The following is a 25,266-nucleotide window of genomic DNA, read 5'->3' on the forward strand; positions in this document are numbered from 1 at the left end:
TAAATACTCTTACTTGGAATTACTTTGATTGTAACCAGATGACACACTCGTGTCTAAACGGGTTGTCGATGTCCTTTAGAACTTTCAAGGTGCTGTCAACCTTGCTGTAGAAATGAGCCATCCGGGAATGGGAGCTAAATAATCCCATGCAGTGGGCCACCGGGAGCTCCCAGTTGGTCAACGCGTCTGGTGATTTCAGGGTCTTCAATGAGTGGGGGAGCGTGATGCGGTTTGATCCGCGCATCAATGACGAGCGCCCCGCGACAGCCCCAGTGTTTGTCTTTTGTAAAGGCTTCAATGCCATCGATATCAGAGGCAGGATTGGATCGCGTGAACACAGTCCAGAGAAAATTATTCAGGCTGGCGGCGGTAAATTGACTGTCGTCGACGAGCACGATCAAGGGAAACTGGTTGAAAGAGTCTGTTAAAGAGAGCTCAGAACAGAATCGCCGGAGATCTGTGTTGTGTTCCTGAAAGGCAGGTGCTTTCACGGCAAGGATTCCCGGTCGACAGAGTCGCGGATCAGAAAAGCCGCTCGGTAACACACCGTTCTCTGGGATTGTAGTCTGTAAGTTGCGTTTCACGGGACCTGCCGCCGCCATCACAAGTTTGGATCCGGAATTAAAACCGGTTCCCGAGTAATCAAGCGTATCCATGGTGGTACAGGTCTGAAAATGCAAGTCACGATTCCAGTCAATACGTTCCAGCAGCTGCGACAAAAATGCTTCGATGTCTTCGGCGTCCAGTTCCGGATTGTCTTCGCGGGCCACAATCATCAGATATTTGGCCAGACTGAGCTGTCCCTGTCCCAGAATGGCGTTGGCGTTTGTCAAAATTTCCTGCGGCTTGCGTTCCTGATCGTAAGGGGTATACCGTTCGCTACCCACAGCCAACAGTAAAGGATGCACGCCGGCGGCGTCGACGGCATGTACCTGATGCACGCCCGGAATCACAGAGGGAATCGCAGGCCCCGTGATTTCATGGATGATGGCTCCGAAAGCTGTGTCTTCCTGAGGAGGTCGGCCGACAACGGTGAATGGCCAGATCGCGTCCTTACGATGATAGACGGCTTCGACATTCATCACTGGAAACGGATGAGCCAGACTGTAGTAACCCAGGTGATCGCCAAACGGGCCTTCAGGAAGTAACTGTTCTGGATCAATCCAGCCGGTGATACAGAAGTCCGCATCTGCATAAATTGGTAAACCCTGTTTGTTGCGAACCATCCGGATCGCGCGTTTGCTGAGTGCACCGGCGAACGTGAGTTCGGAAAGCCCTTCGGGTAAGGGCATCACTGCTGATAAAGTCATCGCGGGCGCACCACCTACGAAAATATTTACTTTGAGCGGCTCGCCTTTTTCAATCGCTTCCGCATGATGCACGCCAATACTGCGGTGAATCTGGTAGTGCATGCCGATCTGTTTATTCGGTTGATATTCATTTCCGCCTAGTTGAATGCGGTACATCCCCAGATTGGAATTCATCAACCCGCCCCGCTTGGGGGATTCCGTATAGACCTGAGGCAGGGTAATAAAAGGACCGCCATCATCGGGCCAGCTTTTTAGCTGCGGCAGATCTTGAATCTGAATTTGATGTTCCATAACGGGTCCCCGCGAGCGGGAGCGGGGCAGCATATGCAGCAATGAAAATGGGACATCGCGATAGCGAAAGGGGTGTTTCCAGAACTGGGATGGATCGACTTTTAGTTCGACCAGATGATTAACCGCGGCCAGGGCATCGCGAAAAATATAGCGTGTACGTTCCAGCGTGCCGAATAGATTGCTGACCATCGGAAACCGGCAATCACGAACTTTGGCAAAATACAGGGCAGGCCCCCCCGCCTGATAGACGCGGCGTTGGATTTCTGCTGCTTCCAGGTTCGCGTCGATCTCCTGTTCGATCCGGATCAGCTGTCCCGTTCGTTCCAGATCATTGACACACTCACGCAGTCCTCGGTATCCCATCGGGGCGCTGTTCCATTCCTAGAGAATTAAATTTGTCTTATGTTGTAATCAGCAGATTAACGGTTGCTGGTGAATTATACCACGCAGAAGACCGTGGAACACTGGATTGCAGCTCCGTTTGCATTTGCATTCCAGCATCGAGTTTCTATGATTCGCCTATAGATGTATTCATTCTTATCTTCAGATCCGTATTCGCGAAGTGTGCTAAGATTATCATGGAAGCAATCACCAATGGACTGATATTGCTGATGCTGTCGATCGGCCACGCGGAACTCTGGATCATGGTCATCAATCGCACGCACGCCCAGCCAATACATGAGGCTTGGCTCAAGAGATTCAGACATGTTGCTGAATTGCTCATTGTCCTGTTCCCCATTGTGCTGTTTCTCTCCGTCGGATTGAGCACACCAGGGGTTTTAGTGGGTGGGGACTGGAGTCAACTCCCTTTCTGGTGGAAGCCTGTTCTGCTGGTAAGTGCCTTGGGATTTATGGGCTTATTGTGTTCCGGGTTCCGGCATCTGTTTTACAAACCACCCCGGCAGCAGACCGAACACCAGTCTGAACTGATCCACATGCGCCAGCGGCTCAATCAGGATCTGATCGGCGAGGGGCCCTATCATTATCTGGCTGGTTTGCCATTTAACGAGATTTTTAGTGTTGAATTCACTCGAAAAACATTTGTCCTGGATCGACTGCCGGCGGAATGGGAAGGTCTGACAATTTTACATTTGAGTGACCTTCATTTTTCCGGCACATTAAAACGCGAGTATTTTGTCGAGCTGTGTCGGGTCGCACAGGAAACGGAGCCTGATCTGATCATCTTCGCAGGCGACTTGCTGGATGAGATGAAATGTCTCGACTGGCTGGACGACACGCTTGGAATATTCAAAGCCCCACTCGGACAATACTTCATTCTGGGGAATCATGACTGGAATCAACAGAGCGATCAGATACGTCAGTCATTAATCGACAGAGGCTGGACGGATATCGCTGCCCAGACGCTGCGCCTGGAGCATGTCGGCCATGCGATGCAAATTGCAGGCACCGAAGTTCCCTGGATGGGAACACATCCGGAAATTCTCAGGAGTGAAATGTCTGAGACGGTTTCAGACTTCCTGCTGCTAGTCAGTCATACGCCGGACAATTTTCACTGGGCGACTCGCGAGGGGTATGACCTGATGCTATCTGGTCACACGCATGGCGGGCAGGTCCGATTTCCTTTGATTGGTCCCGTTTTTGCCCCCAGTCGGCATGGGACACGTTATGCGAGCGGGACGTTTGCCCGTGGTTCAACCTTGTTGCACGTCAGTCGCGGAGTCTCCGGGATCCATCCATTACGCTGGTTCTGCCGGCCGGAAATCAGCCTGTTGACGCTGCGTACAACTAATACAGAAGATCGTTGAACGTGAGTCGGATTCAGCGCGGTTTAGATAGCCCTGCCGACGCTTGACGCACGGAACTTTTTTCCGAAATATGGAACTCTGCCCAGATGGGGAAATGGTCCGAAACGCTTATGGCTTCCTTTTCAGACAGTTTAAAACGCGTCTGGAAATCATACACGCCAGACTTGCCTGTAAACTCCTGCGAGCGATGGCGGTTGAACAGAATATTATCGTACTGTTTTGATTTCCTGGTGTTGGTGGGGGTTTTGGAAACGGTCCACATCATATCAGGAACCATGCCTAACTCTCCCAAGTGCTGATCATCAACATTGAGATCGCCCAGCAGGATCACATCATCTTCCTGGCTGCCATCGTTGGCTACCACGCGAAAGACATCGTCCAAAACATTGAGTTCCTGTTTGGTTTCATCCGGATCGGTGTGAATATTAATCAGGGAAAATGTAAAGGGGTTTTCACTGGAAGGGCTCAGCGTTTGAAAATGCGCGACATAAGGCGGGCGGTGTAATTTGTCATATTTGTCGATGACGGTATAAGTCCATTTCTCATTCACTCTGATGCGATCTGTATTATAGAAGTAAGCATATTGTTCCTTGCTGGCGGTTCTGCCTTGTCTGGTGCCGAGGAGATAGGCGTACCGATGATCCCCGGAATTAACAATGCTCAGAAATTCATCCATGACTGTCTGATCCTGTGACCGAATTTCCTGAATCGCGATGACATCAAACTGCTGGACGATGCGCGCCAGAATTTGAGGGACCTCTGGCTTTTGCATTTTACTCTGGCCAAAGACTTGAATATTGAACGAAGCGATGCGAATGGAATTCTCGCTGCGCGGCAGATCGATTTCAGTCGCATTCCAGTCTGAAGGAGTCGAACTGGAAGCCGTGGAAGAGACAAAATCAGTAACCCACCGTGTGACCTGCTTCGGTTTGATCCCGAAATGAAACATGCCTCCGCCCAGCAAACCAACCAACAGTAATGTCAGTCCACGGAGTTTCCATGATTTGATGAGCGAAGTTTTTTTCTTGGGTTTACTGGTCATAGTACCATCCGTGGTATTGCGACTGACGAGAATGCCAATGGGATTGATTGAGATTGAGGTGTCTGTCTCAGTAAGATAGACGGGAGAAAGGAGACGCAATTTAACAAATATCATGATTCGGGTGTAGAGCAATTCCCCGCCGGTATTCATGATCAAATCGGTCCCCCTTGCCGATCACAGATAGATACGATACGCTGAACGGTGATCGATTTTCCGTAAACGATCAATGCTGTATCTTATATGCTGGTAATGGCTTACATTAAGGGCTCTCACTACCTTGCCTCGACGACTGACGATCACTGTTCCATCCCTCAGCCTCGGCGGTGCTGAAGGTGTCGCTGCGATGATGGCCAATCATTGGGCTCAGGAGGGAGAGACGGTCACGCTGATCACACTGGATTCTGTAGAGACCGATACCTTTCAACTGGCAGAATCGGTTCAGCGACACGCATTGGGGCTCATGCAGGACTCAAACAATCTATGGCAATCCATTACGAATAACTGGCACAGAGTCAAAAAATTGCGAGAAGCGATTGCTAAGTCAGAGCCGGATGTTGTGATCAGTCTGACCGATCGTATGAATGTGCTGACCCTTCTGGCGTCGCGCAAGTCGAAGTGGCCTGTTCTGATTTCCGAACGTTCTGATCCACGGCATCATCCGATCGGCCGTTTATGGTCTACATTGCGCAAATACACATATCCCCAAGCGGCTACATTGGTCGTTCAGACAGCGGGAGTCGCCCAACACTTCCGACAGTGGTTAAGTTCGATCCCAATTGAAGTCATTCCGAATGCGGTGCCCTCGCCTCGTTCATCCGATGTGCCCGTTGTTACCGAACAGATTGTTCTTGAACGCCCGCCGTCGCATCTGATTTTCGGAATGGGACGACTCTCGCATGAAAAAGGTTTCGATTTACTCATCGATGCTTTCTCTTCTCTGGCACACGAATTTCCTGAGTGGAAACTGCGTATTTTGGGTGAGGGGCCTCTACGCGAATCGCTGCAGGCAATCATTAGTGAACGCGGCTTAGAGGAGCAGATCGAACTTGCAGGCTGGGCCGCCGATCCGGAACGGCTTCTGGATCAGGGAGATCTATTCGTACTCCCCTCGCGGTATGAAGGATTTCCAAATGCGTTGCTGCAGGCGATGTCCCGTGGCTTAGCGTGTATCAGCTTTGACTGTGAAAGCGGTCCGGCTGATATCGCACGTGAAGACCTGCACGTCGCCCTTGTGCCTGCCGAAAATGTGAGCGAATTGACCAGCCAGATGCGAGAATTCATTCAGGATGAACGTTTACGCAAAGAGGTCGCCGTTCATAATCTACAGGTAACTGAGCGATTTTCCGTCGCCCGCTATTTTAAAACCTGGGATCAACTCATTAATCAAACCATTTCCTGAAGAGACGCGTTATGCAACAGTATGTGATACTACGCCATGATTTTCCTGAACTGCATTGGGATTTAATGCTGGAACAGGAAGGAGTCCTCAAAACCTGGCGTCTGCCTTCACCCCCAGAGATTGACCCTGCCTCGGATGAATCATCGATCGATCTCGTCGCGGAAGCCTTGCCGGACCATCGGATTGCTTACCTGGAATACGAAGGGCCGGTCAGCGGTGATCGTGGAGAAGTCAGCCGGTGGGACCATGGTTCACTTTCACTTCTGGAAATGAACGATGAGTTGATTGTCGCACTGTTGACGGGGGAAGAACTGGCGGGACGAGTGACGCTCAAAAAAATGGATGAGGAAAATCAGTGGAGTCTGAATTACACGGCGTTCTTTTGAACAGATCACAGAGTGAAGATGTTCCGATTCAGGTGAGAACTATTTTTTGATCTCGGCTTTACCGGCGATGCGAAACACACCCGGCTCGACACCAAGGGCCGTTAAGTCAGGGAACTCTGATTTCCCCCGATCGAGATACACGATTAAGACATCGTTGCCATTCATCTGTCCCCATTCGATAAACCAGCCTTCTGCTCGCGCTTCCTGTATCAGATCAGTAATCGCATCATCAATGGGAATGGGGAGCAGTCCGGCACGGGCTTTATCCAGCTCCAGAACGAGTTGATTCTCCTTCAGCAACCAAGGCTTGAATTTCAGGCTGATGATGCCCGACCATTTTTTGAGTGTCAGGTGAAACCCCAGTTCGACCTGATCTTTTTCAAATTTCACGCGGGGATCAGAAATTCCGTCCGGCACCCATTCGTTATACTTCTGGTGTAATTCTTCTGCCAACCAGGAATTCACCTGTTGTTCGCTGAATTCCTGCGACCAGACCGGTTCTTTATTGCGGACGTCATTGACCACTTGCATCGAACGCTGAACAAATTCTTTCGCTTCCTCTTGCCTGACCTCCGGCTGTGACTGTTCCTGAAGTGCTTCCTGATAAAATTCAGGCACTTGAGCAGAGGACCAATACAGTCCGCCAGCGACCCCTCCCAGGAGAAGCAGTAGTAAAAACAGAAGCAATAGAAAGCGTTTCATGCAGAAATGCTAGGTGGGGTGGGCAGAAGCGTCAAGACCGGTCCGTGAGGCGAGAATCTATAGAAAAGGCAAAATAACGCTAAGTTGTATCTTTAAATATACTTGTCGAACCGTTGAAGGTCTTTTATGATCAGTCGTCCGAATCAGGACTGCTGGGAGACGCCTTCGAGTCTGCCTTGTTTAATCCAGCAGGAACCTTCATTCCGGTTGCTAAAGTGAAAGAATAAGAGCCCGTTTATGAGTACCGTCCGAACCCGTTTTGCCCCCAGTCCCACCGGCTACATGCACATTGGTGGCATGCGTACCGCCTTATTCAATTGGCTCTGGGCGCGGCACAATGGGGGACAATTCATTCTTCGTATTGATGATACCGATCAAGAACGCAATATATCCGAAGCACTCGGACCCATTCTGCAGGCTTTTAAATGGCTGGGACTAGATTGGGATGAGGGTCCGGAAATCGGGGGAGAATATGGCCCGTACTTTCAATCCGAGCGGAATGATCTTTATCGGGCCGCCGTCGATCAACTTCTGGAGGATGGGAAGGCGTACCGCTGTTATGAAACACCCGAGCAGATACAGGCCGATCGTGAAGCAGCAGAGAAAGAAAAACGAAACTTCCTGAATCTTCGTCGTTCGCTGGAATTGACGGAGAGTGAAAAAGAACAATACGAAGCAGAAGGCCGCCCTTCTGTCGTGCGTCTGCTGGTTCCCCGCGATCAGAAAATTCAGATTGATGATGCCGTGCGAGGGCATGTGGAATTTGATGCCGGCTTGATGCCCGATCCGGTCATCCTGCGGGCAAACGGCACACCCCTCTATAATCTGGCGACTGTGATTGACGACGCACAAATGCAGATCACGCATGTCATCAGGGCTGAAGAGCATCTTTCGAATACTCCGGTACAGGTTCTGATTTATCAGGCACTCGGTTATGAGCTGCCTCAGTTTGCTCACATTCCGTTTGTGGCGGCACCTGGCGGGAAGAAAAAATTGAGTAAACGGAATCTCGAACAATATCGTAAAAGCCCTCAATTCAAAAAAATGTTCGATAAGGCAGAAGCAGTTTTTCCACGGATCGGTCTGGAAAACGCGGGTGGCCTGGATCCGGTGATGGTCGAATATTACGAAAAAGTTGGCTATCTGCCTGAAGCGATCTTAAATTCTTTGGCCCGACTGGGTTGGTCTTTGGATGATAAGACCGAAAATATGTCGCTGGATACAATAGTCGAGAACTTTACGTTGGATCGGATTGTCAAAGCTGCTGCGGCCTTGGATCCTGAGAAATTACTCAGTTTTCAGTCACACTGGATGAATCAGTTGTCTCTGGATGAAAAAGTGGAACGTTGCAGTCCGTATTTGGAGAAAGCAGGCCTGGTCAAGGATGCAGGCGATCCAGAGACCAGTCAGCGGATCAGCCAGGTCATCATCGGAATGGAAGACCGGTTGAAAGTAGCCAGTGATATTCTGGACTTTGACGAATTTTTTGTCGCCGACGATCAGCTGGAGTATGATCCGAAAGCATTCAAAAAACGAATTCGAAAATCAGCAGAAGCTGTGCCCCTGTTGGAAAAAGTCAAAAATGAGTTAGCCCAGGCCAGTGATTTCAGCGCAGAAGCCTTAGATAAACTGCTGCACGACTTTGTGGAAGCGGAGAGCATTGGCATGGGACAGATCATTCATGCCCTGCGTGTTGCGGTCAGTGGAAAAGGGACGGGGATCGGGATGTTCGATTGCCTGTCGATTTTGGGAAAAGAGTCTTGCGTTCGACGGATTGACCGGGCGATTGCCCTCAGTCAGAGTGAGTAACTAACGAAACAAAAACAGGCTGGTCCTGTGATTGGTAAAATCATTTAAGGAGTAGGGGATGTCAGCTTCCGAAGAAAAAACATCAACCGATTTTATTCGCGCGATGATTCAGGAAGATAATCGTACGGGCAAGCATGACGGACGTGTGCAGACCCGTTTCCCTCCCGAGCCGAATGGCTATCTGCACATCGGGCATGCGAAGTCGATCTGTCTGAATTTTGGTGTCGCCAATGAAAATCCGGGGGGGCTTTGCAACCTGCGTTTTGACGATACGAACCCGGAAAAAGAAGACGTGGAATACGTGGATTCCATCAAAGAAGACGTGCGGTGGCTTGGTTTTGACTGGGATGATCGCGAGTATTTCGCATCAGACTATTTCGATCAGCTGTATGAGTTTGCGGTGACCCTGATCAAAAAAGAGAAGGCATACGCGTGTGACTTACCGGCTGATAAAATGCGCGAATATCGTGGAACGGCGACCGAGCCGGGCAAACCGAGCCCCGGGCGTTCGCGATCCGTTGAAGAAAATCTGGACTTGTTTGAACGCATGAAAAACGGCGAATTCAAGGAAGGCGAATTTGTTCTACGGGCCAAGATTGATCTGGCATCGCCGAATTTTCACATGCGAGATCCAGTCATCTACCGTGTGCGGCATGTGCATCACCACCGAACAGGGGATAAATGGTGTATCTATCCTATGTACGATTACACGCACTGTATTTCCGATTCGATTGAAAAGATCACGCACTCGATTTGTACGCTCGAATTTGAAGACCATCGCCCGCTGTATGACTGGATTCTGGATGAGCTCGAAGTATTTCACCCGCAGCAGATTGAATTCGCCCGCTTGAACATGACCTATACGGTGATGAGCAAACGGAAATTGTTGGAACTGGTGCAGGGGGACTTTGTTTCAGGGTGGGATGACCCACGGATGCCGACCATTTGTGGCATGCGTCGTCGGGGAGTGACTTCGGAGGCATTACGCGCGTTCTGTAAAACGATTGGCGTCACAAAATTTAATTCGATGACTGATAAAGTCGTTCTGGAAAATTGCATCCGCGATCATCTCAATCAGGAAGCGCCCCGAGTGATGGGGGTTTTAAATCCACTACGCGTCGTGATCGAAAACTATCCCGAAGACTCATCTGAAGAACTGGACGCCATAAATAATCCCAACGATGAATCTGCGGGAACTAGAAAAGTACCTTTCTCGAAAGTGATTTACATTGAGAAAGAAGATTTTATGGAAGAGCCACCCAAGAAATTCTTCCGGCTCTCTCCGGGTAAAGAGGTCAGGTTGCGGTATGCCTATTTCGTGACCTGTGTGGATGTGATCAAAGACGATTCCGGGGAAGTGGTTGAACTGCGTTGCACTTACGATCCCGAAACGAAAGGGGGTAATGCTCCCGATGGTCGAAAAGTCAAAGCCACGATTCACTGGGTCTCTGAACCACACGCCGTTGATGCCGAAGTGCGGCTCTACGACCATCTCTTCAACACTCCCAATCCGGAAGACCTACCAGACGGAGTTGATTACAAAACCAACCTCAACTCGGAATCATTGCAAGTTCTGTCAGGGTGTAAGCTGGAACCGAGTTTGAAAGATGCGGAACCAGGTAGTCGTTTTCAGTTTGAACGCCTGGGATACTTTTGTGTGGACAGTAGAGATTCTACTTCAGAGAAGCCTGTTTTCAATCGAACAGTTACCCTGCGTGATGCGTGGGCCAAGCTGGAAAAACAGGCCCAAAATCAACCTAAAAGTAAGAAGAAAAAGTAGAGCGCATAAAAAAACACTCGTCGAATCGAAGTTCGACGAGTGAGCCCATGCACTTCAAAGTGCTCATGTTTTATACTTTGAATCAGGGGGTTCGTTGTGCGACGGTAATATTGCTGTTCGATGTAACCGGTGCAGTTTTTTCAGAGCGTGGCACGCGACGCGTCCAGCCACTGGCACGAACGATTGATGGCAGCGGTCTCTCTGATGTATCAGGTTCATATCCGGCACGACGTGTGGGGGGAAATGCCGGAGCCGTTGATTCCTGAGGGACTTCGTAAGAAGAGCGACGGATCGAAGAATCGTCATCCAGGCTGGATCGTCGTGGATCAGACTCGGGATCACGTTTGTAAGGTTCTCCGTTTGCATCAAACGAATCGTCATAATTTTTCTTGTTCAAAGCCGATCGTTTTCGAATTGGCTCAAGTGCTCTTGCTGAGGTGTAAGGCTCAGGTGAGGGTAGTAGCGCGGTTGCAGTTCCATTAAATCCACCATTGGATGGGTAGACATAAGCGGTGCGAGTGGTCGGAATGGATCGCATCACAGTAACTGGCTTCATAGCGGTGACTGTCGTTTTTACATAACGTGTTGAGTTCACAGCAACCTTACGAGTGGTCGTGTAAGGTACCATGCGTGCCACGTTGTAAGTCACTTTGCGAGTCTGATGCATGGCGACCTGACGTGTGACAGGCACGTTCTGTGTGACCACATTCGGCACATAGTGTCTGCTCGTTTTGTATTGCGGTGTGAACGCCATTCGCATGGAGTAACCAGTCCGGTTCATCCAGCCCATGAGGTTCGGGCGACTATCGTACGAACAGGGTGCGACACGAGGGACACACTGACGTTGTGTGACCCAGCGTCCCATGTCTTTTTGGACTTGTTTGCACTCTGTCACATTCTGATAGGTGGTGCAAGGTACATCCACTGTTCTGGGCTCCATCACCTGACGATATGCGGTGACTTGCTGATCGACGTATTTGGTTTCCATAACGGGTTTCATCACTGTCTGCTGGACAGGACGATATTCAGTAACCGGCACCTGTCGATAGGTGGTCTGGGTCACTGGAATCGGACACTGTACCACTGGCTGTGGACAGCAATTTTGGACGACTGGTGGTGGTGCACAGGAATTACAGTTGTTAAAGGGCAGCCACTGAGCCTGTGCAGTACCTGCAGCTAAAGAAAACATTGTAATTCCCACTACGGGAATTGAACTGATAACGCGTTTTAACATGAGCATGTCCTACAAAGAGAGTCTTTGAGAGGGGGTATTTGAAAGAGTAAAGTGAAGTGTGCAATGTCCGGTCAAGCTAAGGCTCGCTAGCCAACCATTGCGATGGGGAAGGTTTTTTATGAAATATTGAAATTGGGGTCAAGTCGGATTCAGCCAAATGCCGACAGGGAGTTGGTTGAATAGTATCGAATTGTCTGTAATTGCATGCTTTCAAAAGAGTTATGGAAATCGAACCTTTTTGGTAGTTAGCTAGACTGCCAAAAATTTAGAGCCGGTTTCAGTGGATTATCAGAGAAAGTTGATCCTGCGAATATCAGATAGCCGATGAAATCTTTGTTATCGGGCATAATACGTACGTATTTTTAGGAGGTTCCTCCTCGATAGCATGTATTCAAGCGATGATCTGACATGGTATGATCTGATATGTATTAAAGATCTGATTTTAATAGACTTACATCTTTAATAGTGGCAAGATTCATGTTGTCGGCAATAAGGAAATTGCTGTAAAATCATTTGTTTCATATACGGTAAACACTCTCATTTACTCGATCCCTTCACTTCTACCCGGTTGTTAAGATCGAACGAGAGATCGATTTAAGTAACACACGGAAGTGTTCTGTGGATAATCTCTCCCCCGACAATCAGGAACGGTCGTTTCTCAGCGAGACGTTGGCTGCGATGACCCAGTTTGTGGTCTCTCACTCCAAGCTCAGCCTGTCGTTTGCGCTGATTGTTTCCATTGGTTGTGTGTTACTGACGGTATTCCGCCTGGAGTTCAAAACAGATCGTGCGGATCTGATTGATCCCACCGCTGCCTTTCATAAAAAGTGGATTAATTATACCGAGAGCTTTGGCAGCTCTTCTGATCTCGTCTGTGTTGTTGAGTCTGAAAATCCCGAGTCCATTAAATTTGTCTTACGGACTTTGGGGCAACGTATTGAACAGCATCCGGAATTATTTGAAAATCCTCTGTATCAGATTAATCCCGGCGATCTACCTTCGAAGGGATTGCAATATCTGACACCCCGTCAGTTGCAAACCGGTTTGGAACGACTGGACGAATACGGTCCGATTTACCGTAACGGACGCTGGGATCTGACACAGGTTGACTTGCTTTATGATCGATTGCGTTATCAGATTCAATCGCGGTCGGCCAGTTATCGTGGTTCTGACAGAGAGCAATCTTTAGAGCCGCTGTTCAACCATGCGGCGATTCTCTCGACGAGTATGGCGCGTTATCTGGCCGATCAGAGTGATTTTCAGTCTCCCTGGCCTTCAATTGTACCTGTCAATGAACGTATGCGCGAGCGATCACAGGAAGTGATCTATCTACTGAATGATAATGGGACTATGGGCTTTCTCAAAGTCTTTCCCGTGCATCAGGAAGGTGGCTTTGATGGGGCAACCAAAGCCATCGAAAAAATGCGGACCCTTATTGGTGAAGTGGTAGCCGAGAACCCCGAAGCAAAAATCAGCCTGACCGGGATTCCGGTACTCGAAAATGATGAGATGCGCAAGTCTCAGGCAGATATGATCAATGCCTCAATTATCTCCTGTATCGGAGTTGGTTTACTGCTGTTTATCGGGTTTCGGGGAATTCGCCACCCGTTATTAACATTAATTATGCTGGCTGCCGGTATGGCGTGGGCCTTTGGATACACGACGTTAACAATTGGGCATTTGAATATTCTCTCGGTCTCTTTCGCCGTAATTCTGATCGGATTGGGTATTGATTTCGGTATTCATTATCTAGCACGATATATTGAACTACGTCACCGTGGTGAAGACCTGGAACCCGCACTGCTGCAAACTTCTCGTACCGTGGGTACGGGGATTGTCGCTGCCGCCGTGACCACGGCGTTAGCCTTTTATTGTGCAGGGCTGACTCCCTTTCTGGGGATCGCCGAACTTGGATTTATTGGCGGTGGTGGGATTCTTCTGTGTGCCCTGGCGACGTTTATCGTCTTGCCGGCTCTTTTGTCGCGGGCCGACCGGGATGTGGAAGTCAAACAGATGCCAACCCCTTTCCAGGGAAAATGGCTGCAGAAAATGATTGTGCGGTTTCCGCGCGGCGTCGCGTTGGGATCTCTGGCTGTCGTTGCCTTTTGTGCCAGCCAGATGATTCAAAAAACGGACGATGGCTGGTCTTCAAAAGTGGTCTATGACTACAATCTGCTCAACCTGCAGGCTGCTGGCCTGGAGTCGGTTGAAGTACAGAAACGGATCTTTAACGACGCGCAGAATTCGCTTTTATTTGCTGTTGCGGTCGCTGACAGCCCCGAAGAAGCGCGTGCACTACGTAAAAAATTTGAAGCGTTACCCACGGTCAATCATGTGGAAGAACTCGCTTCTCGTGTGCCCGCTCATTCCTCTCAAGAAACGAATTTGCTGGTCCAGTCGTTTCGGGCTCAGTTGGCTCATCTGCCTCGCAATATTCCCCCAGTCAATCGACTCAATCCCTCGAATATTGGACGAAAACTCGAACAGTTTTATGTTTTATTATCTCGTTATAAACATCCGACTGCACAATCAACAGCACGTGTCCTCGATCGGTTTTTAAACCATTTTGAATCAATGACTCTAGCACAACAGTCCCGATTTCTGGATGAGTTTCAGTATCGAACGACGGCTTCCTTACTAGGCCAGTTCAAAGCCCTGCATGGTGCTTCTGATTCAACGCCAGTACGTTTTTCAGATCTTCCCCGAGCGCTGACATCTCGGTTTGTCAGTGCCGAAGGAAAATGGCTGATTCAGATCTACCCCCGCGATCATATCTGGGAGATCGAGCCGCTGGAGGCGTTTGTAAAGGATGTGCGTTCTGTTGATCCGGATGTAACGGGGACGCCGTTACAAAACTATGAAGCGGCTCAGCAGATCAAAGTCAGTTATAAGACCGCCTCTATTTATGCTCTTGCCGTGATTTGTGTGGTATTGTTGATAGACTATTTAAGCCGCCGTCATGCTGTATTGGCGATGGTTCCCGCCATCCTTCTGGCTGTTTGTATCTGGTTTATTTTGTTTAATCGGGGAACGCCTATCAGTGTTGAAGGGGCCATTGGTCTGTTTCTGATAATGTGTCTCGGCGTTGCATTTGTTTTAGACCGGCAAAGCGTCGGACATATGTTTTTAACAATGCTTCCACCTGTGGTGGGAGGGATTGTCATGTTCGGCATTCTGGCGATGACCTCGATTGATTTGAATCCGGCGAATTTGATTGTACTGCCTCTGATTTTAGGCATTGGTGTTGATGATGGCGTACACGTGGTGCATGATTTCCGAATGAAACGCGGCGACTACAAGACTTCGCCCAGCACGATCAATGCGATTGTCCTGACCTCGCTGACATCCATGATCGGTTTCGGCAGCATGATGGTAGCGACACACCGCGGACTGTATAGCGTCGGTCTGGTCCTTGTGATTGGAGTCGGCTGTTGTCTGTTTGTTTCTCTGGTCACATTGCCGGCACTGTTGACCTGGATTTCAAATCGTTCACAAGCCACTGATTCAGTAAGCATAGATGATGTCGACGATCAACAAAGTAACCGTAAGAAAAAGCGGCAGAATCGTGACCGAATGGAAGCCGAAGCGGCTGCCTGATCGAGCTTACATAATCCAGCCGCCACCGAGCACGCGATCCTGATCATACAGCACGACGGCCTGACCTGGCGCAACACCATATTCCGGATCATCGAATGTAACATCGAAACGTTCTTCATCGAGAATCTTTACGGTGCAGTCTGCTTCTTTATGGTGATAGCGAATTTGCGCCTGACAGCGTAATTCAGAGCCGGGACTATCAATCAGCCAGTTACTGCGATTGGCTTCTAAGGTTTTACGGGCCAGATCCTCGCGAGTTCCAATAACCACGCGATTGGTTTCCGGTTCGATTTTAATCACAAACCGTGGTGTTCCAAACGCAACTCCCAGTCGTTTACGTTGACCAATGGTATAATTTTCGTAGCCGGTATGCTGGCCGACGACGTTCCCTTGCGTGTCAACCATTTCTCCTGCTGTATCCTGCTCGCCGCGATAGCGATTCAGAAAACCGAAATAATCATTGTCGGGGATGAAACAGATTTCCTGACTGTCTGGCTTATTGGCCGTGCGCAAGCCCGCTTCTCCTGCCAGCTCCCGAATGTCTGGTTTCACAAAACCACCAACGGGAAAGATAATTTTATCCAGCAGGTCTGGGTGAATTCCAAAGAGGACATATGACTGGTCTTTCGAACGGTCAAGGCCGCGTACCAGTGCCGGCCGATCTTCTCCTGCAATGGGATTCAACTGTGCATAATGTCCGGTTGAAATATAAGACGCGCCGACTTGTTCGGCAAAATCCCAGAGTTTTCCGAACTTGAGCCAGTTGTTACACATCACACAGGGATTGGGAGTGCGGCCAGCCAGATATTCATCGGCAAAGTAATCTTTGATGCGTCCGAATGCGTCTTGGAAGTTGAGGGCATGGAATGGAATATCCAGCATGTCAGCGACACGCCGGGCATCGGCGGCGTCACTGGCTGAGCAGCAACCTTGCTTGTGTGCTTTCACATTGAGCACGGGCAGACTGTTTTTATCCTCGACAGCGCAGGTCGTTTCTTCAGCCGCACCGGACCGCATAAACAGCCCAATCACTTCGTAGCCTTGTTCCAATAATAAATGAGCGGCTGCGGAACTGTCGACACCACCACTCATCGCCAAAACAACACGCTGGGACATATCAGAAAAACTCAATATAAAATTAGAAAGAAGCCATCAGAAAGTATCTTGCTCTATTATAGGCAGCCATAGATGCGATCACAGGCAGGAAGACCGAGGAAACCGCTGATTTCATTTGAATATGACGGACTGGAGTTCAAAACCGTTCTCTGAAAGGATGATACTCAAGAATCGTCTCGGCACCCGTTCAGTTGGCTTCCAGATCTAGGTGTTGTGCTTCCGGGACCTGCCGTTGAATCTCCGCTTCAATTTTATCGATCTCTTCAGCCAGAGTATCAAGTACATACTGTGTATACTTCTGACAAAAAATCTCGAAGTCTTGTTCGGTTTTAATTTCTGGATAAGCGGCGAGTACTTTCTTTTTAAGGCGTTTGGCCAGTTCATTCGAATTAAAACTTAGGTCGGCTTTGATTCGATAATTATCAATAGAAAGAATGCGTGACCGGAGATCAATTACCTCTTCGACCAGTGGATTATTTTTAAGGATGCGAATCACTTGCTCCCTTGTTTGAGGGGGAATACTGGGCCCCACTAATAGTTCTTGATTACGAATGATAAGCCAGACAGCGATGCCGCCTAAGAGGACCCCAATGCTGATGGAGCCGATCGCATCCCAGTAATGATGCCCTGTCCACTGGGTCAATAGAATTGATGCGAGAGCAATCAACACACCCAGACAGGCAGCACCATCTTCCAAAATAACAGCGACGGAAGCAGGGTCAGCTTCGTGGCGTAGATAATGATGAAAGGGGCGACTGTGGCTGGCTGCATTTTTCCATTCCCCTTTCAGAGCAAGAATAAACACAATTCCATCGATTACGAGCGCAAACAGCAGGGCAGCAATGGCCCACTTCATTTCTCCCATATCCAGTGTGGGAGGATGAAACAGTGATTGCACGCCGTGATAAATGGTAACGCCACACCCTAAAAAGAAGATCCCCACTGCAGAGATCAACGCCCAGACATAGCGTTCGCCGGCGTAACCATATTCAAATCGTTTGTCAGGGGCCTGATCGGCACGCACTAACCCGATGAGTAATAACAGCTGGTTTAAAAAGTCAGCGACGGAGTGAATCGTTTCTGAAAGCATCGCTCCAGAGCCGGTGATCAGAAACGTGGCTCCTTTTACGACTGTAATTACCCCATTCCCCACTAATGCGGCGATCACCGCAAACCGGGAATTACTTTGTGCCATCTTGACCTGCTCCTTTTGTATCTGATGCGTTCTCGCTGTTAGATTGTTAATTAAAATAACAGAATAGGCTGGTAAGTGCCATTGGCGGCTGCGCAAAAAAAGCCCCTCGATCGTTCATTCGAGGGGCTTTTTTGAATCAAGAGCTTACTTATTTCGCGGCGCTGGCCTGAGCATTATTGAGTTTCTTAGCAAATTCAATTTCGGTTTGCCAGCGTTTGACTTCATTTTGTACTGCCGCCAGAGCAGCAGCTGCCGCATTGGCTGCGTTTTGAGAAGCCGTTGCTTTGTCGGTTGCAGGTTTCAATGTTTTCTGAATGGCGGCTACTTTGGCTTTCGCAGCATTCAGGGCATCGGTCGTCTGCTTGATCTGCGGAGTGTATGTCGCAATCTTTTGTTGATTGGCTTTGACTGCCGCCTGATGCGTCGCCAGGTTTTTCTGTTCTGCAGCTTTGGCTGCTTCCCGTTTGTCGATTGCCGCTTTGAGTTTTGCAGCAGCTTCTGCCAGTTCTTTGTCACCAGCCACCTGTTTACTGACAGCATCGGCTTTCGCGTGTGCTTCTTTAATGGCGGGCAGCGGTGCTTCAATCGCAGCGATTTGTTTGGTGGAATTGGTGGTACTTGTCTGGGCAGCCGCTACTGCTTTTTGAGCAGCCGCCAGGTTTCCATTCAGTCCATTTAAGTTGTTTTGCAGATCTGTTTGCTGTTTTTGAGTGGCAGCGATGTCAGCATTGATTTTGGCGACTGCTGCCTGATCTGCCTGAGCGGCAGCCAAGAGTTTCTGCTGATTTGTCTGTGACGCCTGCAGACTGGCGGTGGCTGAAGCCAGGCGCTGAGTCAGTTGTACCGGGTTGGCAGTGAGCTCGCCAACATCTTTTCCATCGGCAGCATTCCAGACTTTGATTTTCCCAGTCCAGTCGCTGGCAATTACAGAGTTGGTTTCATCGCAAATTGTGACGCCAACAGCGATATCAGCAAAAGCGGGAAAGGCTCTCAATTGCTTTCCTGCCTGATCCCAGATTTTAGCAACACGGTCGCGTCCACACGTTACAAGTCGCCCATCGCGGGCGAATTCGACGCTAGATGTTCCGCCGCCATGTGCGTTCCAAGACTTGATGTTAGTTCCGTTTTCCAGTTCCCAGAGTTTGACCGACTGATCTTCACTGCTGGTAGCAACGATATTTGAATCTGAACGCCAGCTGATTCCCGTGATACCGCCTTTGTGTCCTTTTAAAGTCAGGTACTCACTCCCTGTGGCGGCTTCCCAGACAAAGGCGCCACCATTGCGGTCTCCCGAACACAGCAGAACCGAATCCGGGCTGAAAGCGAGTGAGCTCATCCAGTCGGTGTGCTTACGGATTTCATAAGCAAGTTCTCCGGTGCTGGTTGAGTAAACACGAATGACTTTACTGGGGCTTCCCAGAGCAATAAATCTCTGATCTGAACTGATGTCGGCACAGAGGACTGAATCAAGTTCATCACCGACTTCAAACAGGCGCTTTCCTGTTTTTACATCCCAGACAACAACCCGACCACTGGCTGCAGCGTGACCACCACCAGCCAGAAGTAAACTACCATTTCGGCTGAATTTCAGAACCTGAGGGACGCCTTCCGGGAACGGTAGTACGCCTAATAATTGTAAGGTTTTTGTGTTGTAAAGCAGAATTTGTTTTTGGCCGGCAACCGCAGCTAACGGAGACCAGGGATTGGTCGCGAGGGCAGTCACCGCTGTTGAAAGACTGGTATGAACAACCGGTTCCAGGCTTAAGCGAGGGGGCATTGGTGGAGGCCCTTGGGGTTTGCCCGAAGATGCTCCTTTCAATGCAAAGTCGAATTTAGGTTTTTTAATGACCACTTTACTGCCTGAATTTTCCGGAGCACCACCGTCAATCCACTGCTGGATCAAGGCGATTTCCTTATCGGGCATTTTATCAGATTTTGGTGGCATGAATGGTTCGGATTCATGTGTGACCAGCATGTATAAATAGCTGCCACCTGCATCACCAGGTTCGATCGACTCACCGGCAGCACCACCTTGCATCAAACCGGTATAGTTTGTCAGATCCAGGCCAGATGCTTTTTTGTCAGTGTTATGACAGGCGAAACATTTCGCGCGAAAAATCGGCTTGATGTGTTCGTCAAATGTGATTTTTACCTTCTTTTTATCTGTTGGCTTTTTATCTTCAGCGAAGAGTGCTGATGACATCAGCGATACGATCAAACCGGCAATCACAAGTGGCTTGCAGATTTGATGACAACAGTGATCAGAAAATAATTTATTCATAGTCGTAACCATATTAAAAGTGGAGTTCCTGTCGGAGTTCCCTGAAGTTGATAAGTTGATACAAGGGGGCTGGATTAATGATTAAAGATGAATTCTCTTGAATTCAATAATGACCAGAAAACATCGTTCAACGTATTGGCTTCATCTTTCTTGTTTTCATCAAGTACCTGAATCAAGGATGAATATTCTTTGTCAGTGGGCTTACGAGATAGACAGGAAATATACATCTCGTCGATCACTTCCAGTGGTTTTTTTCCGGCTTTGAGTCGGGATGCCACAAACTTGCCTTGGACGATCTTGTTGTTAACGGTATCGCCGTTCAACAGGTGTAGTGCCTGTGAAAGACTGGGCTCCATTCGAACTTCACACGAACAGACAGTATCGCGTTTGGCACGACCAAATGTTGTCAGGAAGTACGTCGAAGTATTTCCGTCTGCAATCTGAACAGCACGGGCACCAAGAGGGAGTCCGCGGAATTTGTTCGGAGCACTCGTGACCTGAGAGATACAGTCCAATAGCACTTCAGCCCGCATACGTCGCGGCAGTGCATGAGAAAAGTTAGTCAGATCGCGTTCATTTGATGGTTTGGTCTGGGTGGAGAGTTGGTAAGTTCGTGAAGTACAGATGTCACGCACGACTTTCTTGAAGTCATAATTGTATTCGGTAAAGCGTTTGGCGAGCTCATTCAGTAATTCCGGATTTACGGGGGGATTACTGACACGAACATCATCTACTTCGTTAATGATTCCCTTTCCGAGAAAGTGTGCCCAGACAATGTTGCTCAAGTTTGTGGCGAAGTAAGGGTTGTCATTGGATGCCAGCCATTGGGCAAGAATCACGCGACGGTCTTTACCGCGTGTATCAGGTTCTGCACCACCAAGGAATTTTGGCTTCATAACACGTTTATCAACCAAGTGCCGAACGTCTCCGCTACCCCGGTTATAAATAATGGATTCACGCGGGTCTTCACTCCCTTTGCGGCCGATTTGCGAGAAGAATGCGGCGAAGCTGTAGTAATCGTTCATCGTCCAGCGGTCAAAGGGGTGGTTATGACACTGAGCACATTGAATCCGCATTCCCATAAAGACCTGGGCTACGTTTTCAGATACTTTTAATGTGTCCCGTTCATTTTCGTAGTAGTTTGTCGCTGCGTTGGCGAATGTACCACCGGTTGATCCCAGGATTTCCTGGATCATGATGTTAATGGGCACATTGGATGCGATCCGTTCTTGCAGCCAGTTGTAATACAGCAGCGCTGATTTATAGCTGATCCGATTATTGACTGTGCGGATCTGTAACAGCTCTGACCACTTCATGACCCACATTTCCACGAACTCTTTGCGGTTCAAAAGCCTGTCAACGAGCTTGTCTCGTTTCTTGGGATCTTTGTCAGCTGCGAATTGGTTAAACTCTTCGATCGTGGGCAGGACGCCACAGATATCAAGGCTGGCACGACGCAGATATTCTGCATCGGAACAGACTTCAGAAGGAACGACCCGGAGCTTTTTTAGTTTGTTATGAATCAGAGTATCGACGTAATTGTATTCTGGGATATTCGGCCATTCGAAATTGAGCCCCTTGGGTAATACTACAAAGTGTGATCCAACCGTATGTGTATCGAAGCGGGCCATGACAAAAGCTTCGCCTCGATTATTTGCAGTAATCAAACCATTTTTGGTGATCGTGGCCGAGTTATCGTTGTTGGAAGAGAATGAAGAGAGCGCAGTCACATCGCGCGTTGTACCATCAGAATAATAGGCGAGCACAGCAACCTGTTGTTTGGTTCCTTTGCCGTCCATGACCCCACCTTCAGGGTAGATATCCACTTTGGTAACGGTGGGAATTGCACCAGCATCGTAGGGAGCCCCTGCTTGTAACCAGCGGAGTGTTTGTGTGTAGAGTTCGGAGTCTTTTTCGTACAGCTTACCACCCGTATGCGGGACAGCACCGATGGCTTTTTCAAGCAACAGACTTTCTCGAGGCAGACTGAGGTTGATGCGCCGCCCGCTGAGTTCACGTGTCAGACGATCATAGTCCCCCTTGGGGTCGAATCCAAAGAGAGAAAGTCGGAATCCATCTTTTCCACGGGCGGCACCGTGGCAGCTTCCGGTATTACAGCCACCACGCATAAAGGTGGGCATCACGTCCAGATTGAAACTAACTGGTTGGTCTTCTTTCGATTTCACTACTTTTGAGTGCAGTTTAATCGTCGCACCGCCGAAGCTGGCAAGCAGATCCGTTTCACCATCGCCGGCGGGATAAACTATGTTTTTATCAACCCGTACAATGCCTGCTTTGGCAGGTTTAATTTGTAACTGACTGGTGACATCTTGTGTGAGCCCATTATCAAAAACAGCCTGGCCAATGATTGACTGCCGATCGCGGCTTGTGGTGAGTTGAATGTCCAGAGGATAAACATTCAATTTTATCATTTTCGGAGCTGGTTTCGCCGGCGCTGGCTTAGGAGTTGCAGGTTTCGGTGTTGCAGGTTTCGCGGGAGCCGGTTTCGTTTCAGCCGGCTTTGCGGGTGCTGGTTTCACTTCAGCAGGTTTTGCCGGGGCAGGCTTTGCAGGAGCCGGAGTCGCGGCAGGCTTCGCCGGAGCGGGTTTCGCTGGTTGTGCTTTATCATCTGCGATTGTGAGCGAGAGCCCACTGACGATAAACATTAGAGCGAGAACACTACGAAATAAATTTTGATGACGCCACATAATCGAAAACCTTTTTTCGTCAACAGGAATTAGTTGAGGAAGGTGATATAAACTAAGAGTTCCGTTATTGAGTAACTGAGCGAACTATTGGTTATGGATTTATTTTGTACCGGATTCCAGACGTTTCTGGGCTTCTAAGCGAAGTTGTTCCAGTCGTGTCAGTCGCTTGGGAGGCGCTTCTTTTTTCGGCTCCACTTTTTTCACGACCACTTTTGGTTTGGCAGGTTCGTCTTTTTTAGGGGGCAGTGGCTTATCGATCCGCAGTTCAGTCCGACCTGTGGTATGTACGACGGTTTCGCCATTCATGGGGATCTCCACCTGACAGAACAGGCTCTTGTGCCGTCCTTGTGGCGAAGCGGGGTCAGTTTTTACCTTGAAGATCAGCTCTTTACTCTCTTTATTAAAGGAGATGTCTTCGGTCGTGACCTTGGGGGGCAGGCCAATCAGTTTAATTTTTGCATCGCCTTCAAACGGGTTCTTCATAGTGACCTTGCAGATGATTTCTGTTTCTTTTCCCTGCTCGACAGCAGTACGCGCCAATTGGAGATCGACAAAGGAGTCAGAGACTTCCAAGTTAGCCAATTGAGAAGAAACCCAGGAATTACCACCCACGTTTGCAGAACCGATGACGAATACTTTCCACTTCTTGATCTCTGCTTTGCTATTCGCATTCAGGGGATAGAAGACTTCATTTTTCCCTTTAGGGATCGTGACGCGACTGGAAGCGCCCACTCCCGGCGGACGGAAAGGAAACTGCAGTGTGATCGGTTCGACAAAGCCTTCTTTACGGGTAACTACCACTTTCAGCTGCAGGGAACCATTGCGGGCCAGAGGTGCTTTGGGTTCTACAATATCGAGTTTGAAGGGGAGCTCATCCACAACGGTGACAGGAATTTGAGCGACATCTTTCATCCACAGCAACTGATTGTTACGGACGCGAACCAGATCAGCCCGGTTCTGAAAAACACCTTCAATTTTCTGTTTGGGATCGGCGTGCCGTCCTTTGAGTTCAATCAACTGACCTTCTACAGGAGCATCAGCGGCTGCTTCAAAGACAACAGGCATTGTGGTTAAATTGGCTGCCATTGGTTCGGCAACCATTTTGATACCTTTAGGAAGGTTCGATGAGTCGAGAACAATTTCTCCACCAAAGTTTGCTCGTTTGGCACTGACCACGACTGCGAAGCGGTTGCCCTTGGCTACTACAATACGCTGTCGTTCCTGGGAATAACGGGCATTTCTGGGAATGCCCAGTTCTAGTGACGGAGAAACGGGAAGCATTTCGATACGGTAGACAAAATCGGCACCACCACGGGCGAGATGATCGGTAATCGAGAGAAAATATTCACCGTCTGCAGGGAATTTGTAACGGAAGTAACTGTCCGGGCCACGTGAATCATCATTCGAGGCGACTCTTTTTGACTTCGCATCATACAGGTACATTACCGGGTCCAGCGGCGAGCGAACGCGACGTGCGTAACATTCGATTTCCAGTGTCTGATCCTTCTTGCCTTGGAACTTGAAGTAATCAACGTCTCCCTCTTTTTCAATGATGCCGTTAAAGGCATTCGGAAGCGCTGCAGGTGAGGCCAGTTTGAATTCGTTGTTTGGTTCCTGCTCCATTGAGTTACCATGCGGGAACAGGCGGAACACGTTACCAGAAGGAGCACTTCCTCCCGCGTCAGCCGCGAAGAGTTCAAATTCATCATTGGGTTTATCAGGCAGTTGAAATTCCTGTACAAGATTATCAACCGTATTCCCTTTAAAGGTAACTTTTTGTTTTGTGGCTAACTGGCCACCAGCCGGGTAAACGGCTGTAGGACGGGGATACGTTCCGACGTGCAGACGATAGAAGGCTGCACCATTTCCACCGTAAGAGCTGTCACGAACCAGGATCGTGTATTTTCCATCAGCAGGAGCGATGACGGAAATTGCAGAGTCATTTCTCAGAAGAGGCAGGTCGTCTTCTGCTTTTAATTCAAAACGTTTTTCATCGAGAATCGCGAGGTAAGGGTCGAGCAGAGTTGTTGCCAGACGTATGCCTTCGATTTCTGCTGAGATACGTTGTCCTTTTTTAGCTGTGACGACAAAGTAATCCACATCTTCATTCTGAATGACGCCAGTGACAGTATGGTTTAACTCGACCGGCTGCGGTGTTTCGAATTCGCTGTTGGGCTCTTTTTCTGCCACTTCTGGGAATTGTCCGACCCAGAACGTTTTGTAATCTGAGACTCCACTTTTGGTACGCACCTGGAAAGTATGCTCACCCAGATCGCAGTCAGGGGCAATTTTTACAATTGCAGTGCACACGTTGGCGTTTTTGGGGTTGGCCTTGATCTCTTTAAACTCGAACCCTTTTTTGTACGAAAGAATTTCGACGGCATCGGATAGTCGGGCTCCAAAGAATGTGAGACTAACTTCCGTTCCTCGTTGTCCACCGCGCGGACGAACGGAACTCAGGCCCGGGTCAGCTGCCTCGGCGAGATCCACGAGTACCAGGCTCAGTGCGATAGTCAAAATTCCGGTGCAAACAGATCTGTACTTCTGCAGCATCACGGTTCCCCCCCTTGGAAATGTTGATGTAAGAGAATCAGTTTTATTTTCGCTTGAATAAGAATGTTAGCACGAGTAAACAAACCCGTGCTAACAA

General features: G+C 49.1%; 15 protein-coding genes. 6 read left to right on the forward strand and 9 right to left on the reverse strand.

Features of this window, described 5'->3' with window-relative positions:
* Positions 1-134: 134 nt before the first annotated feature.
* Positions 135-1,964 (reverse strand): UbiD family decarboxylase, encoded by a 1,830-nt coding sequence (locus AAC022_RS07400; RefSeq protein WP_339729607.1) that lies wholly within the window; start codon positions 1,962-1,964, stop codon positions 135-137.
* A 215-nt stretch (positions 1,965-2,179) separates the two neighbouring features.
* Between AAC022_RS07400 and AAC022_RS07405 the strand changes: the two genes are divergently transcribed.
* Complete coding sequence (locus tag AAC022_RS07405; RefSeq protein ID WP_339729609.1) at positions 2,180-3,367, forward strand: metallophosphoesterase; 1,188 nt, start codon at positions 2,180-2,182, stop codon at positions 3,365-3,367.
* A gap of 13 nt (positions 3,368-3,380) precedes the next feature.
* Here AAC022_RS07405 and AAC022_RS07410 read toward each other — a convergent pair whose 3' ends face one another.
* On the reverse strand, positions 3,381-4,559 hold the full coding sequence (locus tag AAC022_RS07410; protein ID WP_339729611.1) for an endonuclease/exonuclease/phosphatase family protein: 1,179 nt from the start codon (positions 4,557-4,559) through the stop codon (positions 3,381-3,383).
* Between the two features lie 127 nt (positions 4,560-4,686).
* On the opposite strand from AAC022_RS07410, the gene AAC022_RS07415 reads away from it, so the two are divergent.
* On the forward strand, positions 4,687-5,808 hold the full coding sequence (locus tag AAC022_RS07415) for a glycosyltransferase family 4 protein (protein ID WP_339729613.1): 1,122 nt from the start codon (positions 4,687-4,689) through the stop codon (positions 5,806-5,808).
* 11 nt (positions 5,809-5,819) lie between these two features.
* Positions 5,820-6,194 (forward strand): DNA polymerase ligase N-terminal domain-containing protein, encoded by a 375-nt coding sequence (locus AAC022_RS07420; protein WP_339729615.1) that lies wholly within the window; start codon positions 5,820-5,822, stop codon positions 6,192-6,194.
* A 39-nt stretch (positions 6,195-6,233) separates the two neighbouring features.
* On the opposite strand, the gene AAC022_RS07425 is transcribed toward AAC022_RS07420, so the two are convergent.
* Positions 6,234-6,896: a hypothetical protein gene (locus AAC022_RS07425; protein WP_339729616.1), complete on the reverse strand. Its 663-nt coding sequence runs from the start codon at positions 6,894-6,896 to the stop codon at positions 6,234-6,236.
* Positions 6,897-7,133: 237 nt separating this feature from the next.
* On the opposite strand from AAC022_RS07425, the gene gltX reads away from it, so the two are divergent.
* Positions 7,134-8,705, forward strand: coding sequence for a glutamate--tRNA ligase (gltX, locus tag AAC022_RS07430; protein WP_339729618.1), 1,572 nt, complete (start codon positions 7,134-7,136; stop codon positions 8,703-8,705).
* Positions 8,706-8,763: 58 nt separating this feature from the next.
* On the forward strand, positions 8,764-10,485 hold the full coding sequence (locus AAC022_RS07435; protein ID WP_339729619.1) for a glutamine--tRNA ligase/YqeY domain fusion protein: 1,722 nt from the start codon (positions 8,764-8,766) through the stop codon (positions 10,483-10,485).
* Positions 10,486-10,567: 82 nt separating this feature from the next.
* Here AAC022_RS07435 and AAC022_RS07440 read toward each other — a convergent pair whose 3' ends face one another.
* Complete coding sequence (locus tag AAC022_RS07440) at positions 10,568-11,719, reverse strand: hypothetical protein (protein WP_339729621.1); 1,152 nt, start codon at positions 11,717-11,719, stop codon at positions 10,568-10,570.
* Positions 11,720-12,337: 618 nt separating this feature from the next.
* Here AAC022_RS07440 and AAC022_RS07445 point away from each other — a divergent pair.
* Positions 12,338-15,316, forward strand: coding sequence for an MMPL family transporter (locus AAC022_RS07445; protein WP_339729623.1), 2,979 nt, complete (start codon positions 12,338-12,340; stop codon positions 15,314-15,316).
* A 6-nt stretch (positions 15,317-15,322) separates the two neighbouring features.
* Here the strand turns inward: AAC022_RS07445 and mnmA are convergent, their stop codons facing one another.
* The 5 genes from mnmA to AAC022_RS07470 all read right to left on the reverse strand — a co-directional run bounded on the left by mnmA (position 15,323) and on the right by AAC022_RS07470 (position 25,169).
* Complete coding sequence (gene mnmA, locus AAC022_RS07450; protein ID WP_339729624.1) at positions 15,323-16,432, reverse strand: tRNA 2-thiouridine(34) synthase MnmA; 1,110 nt, start codon at positions 16,430-16,432, stop codon at positions 15,323-15,325.
* A 187-nt stretch (positions 16,433-16,619) separates the two neighbouring features.
* Positions 16,620-17,627, reverse strand: coding sequence for a cation diffusion facilitator family transporter (locus tag AAC022_RS07455; RefSeq protein ID WP_339729626.1), 1,008 nt, complete (start codon positions 17,625-17,627; stop codon positions 16,620-16,622).
* A 148-nt stretch (positions 17,628-17,775) separates the two neighbouring features.
* The gene (locus AAC022_RS07460; protein ID WP_339729628.1) at positions 17,776-19,908 is read right to left on the reverse strand and encodes a c-type cytochrome domain-containing protein; all 2,133 of its coding nucleotides are present in this window, start codon (positions 19,906-19,908) and stop codon (positions 17,776-17,778) included.
* Between the two features lie 74 nt (positions 19,909-19,982).
* A complete protein-coding gene (locus tag AAC022_RS07465; RefSeq protein ID WP_339729630.1) occupies positions 19,983-22,616 on the reverse strand; it encodes a DUF1549 and DUF1553 domain-containing protein in 2,634 nt (877 codons plus the stop codon).
* Between the two features lie 99 nt (positions 22,617-22,715).
* Positions 22,716-25,169, reverse strand: a complete 2,454-nt coding sequence (locus AAC022_RS07470) for a PPC domain-containing protein (protein WP_339729632.1) — start codon at positions 25,167-25,169, stop codon at positions 22,716-22,718.
* Positions 25,170-25,266: the final 97 nt, after the last annotated feature.

It is taken from the genome of uncultured Gimesia sp., assembly GCF_963976445.1.
Classification (GTDB): Bacteria; Planctomycetota; Planctomycetia; order Planctomycetales; family Planctomycetaceae; genus Gimesia.